The sequence below is a fragment of the Asaia spathodeae NBRC 105894 genome, assembly GCF_025994195.1.
Classification (GTDB): Bacteria; Pseudomonadota; Alphaproteobacteria; order Acetobacterales; family Acetobacteraceae; genus Asaia; species Asaia siamensis.
In genome coordinates this window covers 1-596 of the sequence record NZ_BAPY01000092.1, presented here as the reverse complement: position 1 = coordinate 596, position 596 = coordinate 1, and the positions used below count along the sequence as shown (strand labels likewise).

Here is a 596-nt window from a genome sequence, read left to right as displayed (position 1 = left end):
CCATCCCAGAATGAGAGTGTTCCATCGCTGACGACCAGATTGATCTGGTGATTGATCGAGGTCTGAAGTGCGAGGCTGGTGCCCGGTGCCGTATCGACCGTGCCCAGCTTGCCGTTCTGTGCGCCGCTCAGCGCACCATCATAAGTATAGATGCGATAGACGCCCCGACCCAGGCCGTTCCTGGAATCGACGGGTACGACGCTTGTGCCATTGGCAACACCCGTGACATTGAGGGTGCCACCAAAGGTCATGTCACCTTTGACGCGCACCAGATCGTTATACTGACCACCCTCGGCATAGGCCTGACCAAGATCCCAGTTCTGGATCGCATTATTGGCAAGCGTCAGATTGCCGTTGATCGTCAGCGTTCCCACGCCATGCGTTCCATCACCCGGGGACAGAATGCCGTTATCCGCGATCGAGACATTGCCACCGATCGTGCCTGCACCGCCCAGCTGCGCGCCTGAAGCCACAGAAGTCGCACCTGTTGCCCCGCTTTGGTCACCGTCGACCTGCAGCGCACCGGTCGAAACGTCTGTCGCACCCGTATAGCTATTGTTGCCGGTCAGCACCGTCAGACCGCTGCCGATCTGGTT

1 protein-coding gene is annotated in these 596 nt (G+C 59.1%); it reads right to left on the bottom strand.

Annotation, left to right across the window (positions count from 1 at the left end; genetic code table 11):
- Positions 1-596 (bottom strand): autotransporter-associated beta strand repeat-containing protein (locus AA105894_RS15910; RefSeq protein WP_373316795.1); only part of this gene is annotated, 596 nt, incomplete at both ends.